The sequence below is a fragment of the Micromonospora rosaria genome (assembly GCF_001567585.1).
Lineage (GTDB): Bacteria > Actinomycetota > Actinomycetes > Mycobacteriales > Micromonosporaceae > Micromonospora > Micromonospora rosaria.
In genome coordinates this window covers 1-3,628 of the sequence record NZ_LRQV01000258.1, presented here as the reverse complement: position 1 = coordinate 3,628, position 3,628 = coordinate 1, and the positions used below count along the sequence as shown (strand labels likewise).

Below are 3,628 nucleotides of genomic sequence, written 5' to 3'. Positions count from 1 at the left end.
ACCCGGCCGGGCGGCAGGGGCGGCGGGTACATCATGGTGCCCCGGGCCTCGTCGCTGGCCAGGAAGCTGCCGAGGGCGACGCTGCCGGCCACCGCTGCCAGCACCGCCGAGACCGCCGGCGCGGCCGAGGAGCGGTTGCGGCTGGCGTCGCGGACCGCGATCCGGGGGGCGAGCGGCAGGGCCCGTCCGGCCCGGGCGATCGCCCCCAGCAGCGTCGGGGTGCAGCAGACCAGGCCGAGCTCACCGAGGACCAGACCGACCAGGAGCACGGTGGGGACGCTGCGGGCCGCACCGGTCGCCGCGATCGCGGTGCCGCCGCCGACGAGCAGCACCCCGACCACCAGCCACCGACGGCGGTGCGGCGGCGTGGTCCGCCGCCCGGCCAGGCCGGCGACCACGTCCTGCCGGGCGGCGGTCCAGGCCGGCGCGAGGGCGGCGAGCACCCCGGCGGTGACCGCCACCCCGGCGATCAGCGCCAGCGCCTCCGGCCAGATCCGGTAGCCGCCCATCCGCTGCTGGAGGAGGTACTGCTCGACCAGGGGCCGGCCGGCCAGCGCGGCGGCGACCCCGAGGACCACCCCGGTCACCGCGCCCGCGCATCCCAGCACCACCCCGTCGGCGAGCACGATCCGGCGCAGGTGCCGGGGGTCGCCCCCGGCGACCGCGACCAGGGCGAGGTCCCGGCGGCGACGCCGTACCCCGACCGCGAACGCGGGCCCGACCAGCAGCACCACCTCCAGCAGGCCGAGCCCGGCCACCAGGACCACGTTGCCGGTCTGCTCGGCGCTGAGCGACGACGACAGGTCCGGGGCCGGGGTGGTGGGGTGGACGGCGCCGGGCACCGGTTCCCGGGCGGTGATCGTGACGCCGTGCCGGTTGAGCCGGTCGACCAGGTCCGCGTCGGGTGGCGCCGGCAGGTCGACCAGCCAGGTGACCTGCGGGCCGGCGACGGGGCCCGGGGGGACCGCCGACGGGTGCAGGGCGAAGACCACCCCCAGGCCGTCGGCGAACTCCACCGTCCCCACCACGGTGAACGTCCGGCCGCCGCCGGTGATCCGGTCGCCGTGGCCCACGCCCAGCCGGCGCTGGGCGGCCCGGCTGGGCGCGACCTCGTCCGCGGCGGCCGGGGCGCGCCCGGACAGCAGCCGGCCCGGTCCCCGGGCGAGCGGGTCGGCGAGGTCCAGCGCCCGCGCCTCGAACGTCTCGACCCGATCGCCGGTGTCGACGGTGAGCGACGTCCACCAGCGCACCGGGCTGGCCCGGCTGCCGGCCGGCAGCAGGTCGGTGACCTCCGCCAGGGTGCCGGGCCGGTTCCGGCCGACCGCCTCGCCCGCCCGGGGTCGCCAGTCCGTGCCCCACGGGTTCTGGTGTAGGGCGGTGTCGCTGACGAACGTCAGCTCGGCGTCGGCGGCACCGAGGCGCCGGTCGATCTGCTCGGCCCGGGTCAGCTCGCCCATGTCGACGCTGACCGCGGCGAAGCTCAACGCCAGCACCGGCAGGGCGATCATGGTGAGGACCAGCGCGGTACGGCCCCGGGCCCGCAGCGCCTCCCGGCGGGCGATGCGCAGCGCGGCCCGCCACGACCCGACCGTGCCGGTGAGGCGCCCGTACCGGCTGCCCGGCCGGTGCCCGACCGTGCCGGACCGGGTCACCGGCCGCTGCCGCTGAGCAGGTGCTCGACGCCGGCCAGGGGAGCGGTGGAGTCGACCATGGTCCCGTCGCGCAGGAAGACCACCCGGTCGGCCCAGCCGGCGTGCCGGGCCTCGTGGGTCACCAGCACCCCGGCGGCGCCCGCGTCGACCCGGCGGCGCAGCAGGTGCAGCACCGCCTCCCCGGTCTGCGAGTCCAGCGCGCCGGTGGGCTCGTCGGCCAGGACCAGCCGGCGCTCGCCGACCAGCGCGCGGGCGATCGCGACCCGCTGCTGCTGGCCGCCGGACATCTGGTCGGGGAAGCGGTCGCCCAGCTCCGCCAGCCCCACCTCGGCCAGCGCGGCACCGGCGAGCCGGCGGGCCTGCCGGACCCCGGTGCCGTCCAGCTCCAGCGGCAACGCGACGTTCTCGGCGGCGGTGAGGCTGCCGAGCAGGTTCAGGTTCTGGAAGATGTAGCCGATCCGGCGGCGGCGGACCTGGGCCAGCCGGCGGCGGTCGAGCAGGTGCAGGGCGTGGCCCTCGACGCGGACCTCGCCGGTGGTGGGGCTGTCCAGCCCGCCGGCCAGCGCCAGCAGGGTCGACTTCCCCGAGCCGGAGGGGCCCATCACGGCGACCAGCTCGCCGGCGTGGACGGTCAGACTCACCCCGCGCAGGGCCCGGACGGCCGCCTCGCCGCTGCCGTGGGTCCGGTGCACGTCCCGCAGGTCGAGCACCGGGTCGCCGGCCCGGCCACCGACCGGGGTGCCGCCGGCCCGGCCACCGACCGGGGTGTCGCCCGGTGGCGCCGTCGTCGGGCTCACCGCCGTGCCCCCTCCCCGGACCGGTCCGCCGGGTCCGGGTGGTGGCCGGCGTCGTCCGGCCCCGGCGGACCGGGCGCGGCACGCTCGGTCGGCCGGTACCGGACCAGGCTGGTCTCGCAGTGGTCCAGCCAGCGGATCTCCGCCTCGGCCTGGAACACCATTGCGTCCAGCACCAGCCGCCAGGGCAGGTCCTCCGGCCGGTCGCTGGCGTACTTCAACCGGGTCAACTCCTGCAGGGTGCGCATGGTCGCGGCGCGCTGGGTCTGCACCACCGAGCGGACGTCGATCCCGGGCGTGGTGAGCGCCAGCGCCAGCTTGATCGACAGTTCGTCGCGGGGCCGGTCGGCGCGGCTGACCGGGGTGGCGAACCAGAGCGCCAGGTCGGCCCGGCCGGCCTCGGTGATCTCGTACGGCCGCTGCCCGGCCTCGCTCTCCGGCATCGGGCGGACCAGCCCGTCCCGCTCCAGCCGGGACAGGGTGGTGTAGACCTGCCCGATGTTGAGCGGCCAGGTCGAGCCGGTCGACTCCTCGAACGCGGCCCGGAGCTGGTATCCGTACATCTGGCCGCGTTCGAGCAGGGCGAGCAGCCCGTGACGGATCGACATGGGAACGGAGTATGCATACCTGGTATGGCGCCCGCAACCGCTGGCCGGCCGGCGCGCTCAGCCCGACCGGCCGGGGAAGGCGACGGTGAGCGGGGTCACCCCGGCGGCCCGCCGCCACCGGGTGGCCCGCAGCGCGCAGTCGGTCAGCGCCGCCAGCGCCCGGTTCCGGTCGGCCCCGTTGGTCACCGGCAGGGCGGCCCGCCAGAACGCCCCGGTGCGCTCCTCCACCTCGATCGCCAGCCGCAGCGCGCTGGCCCGGTCGGTCACCGGGAACGGCAGGGCGTACCCGGCCCGGTCGGCGGGGACCGTGCCGCCCCCCGTACTGAGCTGGACGACCAGGGCGTCCCGCCGGGCCCGGTGGGCGTCCTCGGCGGCGCGTGCGGAGCGCCGCCCCGCGTCGGTGAGCTGCACCCCGATCGGCCCGTACGCGTAGATCGCGGCGTACTCGGCGGTGAGCGCCGCGGCCAGGGCCGCGTCGGTGCCGCCGGGGGTCGGCTGGCGGATCATGCGGGCCCCTCCCCTCAGGTGCGCGGCTGCGCGGGTCACTTGAGCGCCTCCACGTGGGTCGCGCGGG

4 protein-coding genes are annotated in these 3,628 nt (G+C 77.9%); all 4 read right to left on the bottom strand.

Going from position 1 to position 3,628, the window contains the following annotated elements; genetic code table 11:
- The coding region (locus AWW66_RS31700) for an FtsX-like permease family protein (RefSeq protein ID WP_342671950.1) at nucleotides 1–1,652 on the bottom strand (1,652 nt) is incomplete at its 3' end.
- Nucleotides 1,649–2,362, bottom strand: coding sequence for an ABC transporter ATP-binding protein (locus AWW66_RS31695; protein WP_067374400.1), 714 nt, complete (start codon nucleotides 2,360–2,362; stop codon nucleotides 1,649–1,651). The genes AWW66_RS31700 and AWW66_RS31695, both read right to left, overlap by 4 nt.
- Nucleotides 2,363–2,445: 83 nt before the next feature.
- Nucleotides 2,446–3,054, bottom strand: coding sequence for a PadR family transcriptional regulator (locus AWW66_RS31690; protein ID WP_067374397.1), 609 nt, complete (start codon nucleotides 3,052–3,054; stop codon nucleotides 2,446–2,448).
- Nucleotides 3,055–3,111: 57 nt separating this feature from the next.
- Entirely contained in the window at nucleotides 3,112–3,558 is a 447-nt protein-coding gene (locus tag AWW66_RS31685; RefSeq protein WP_157528288.1) for a ferritin-like domain-containing protein, read from the bottom strand.
- Between the last annotated feature and the right edge of the window lie 70 nt (nucleotides 3,559–3,628).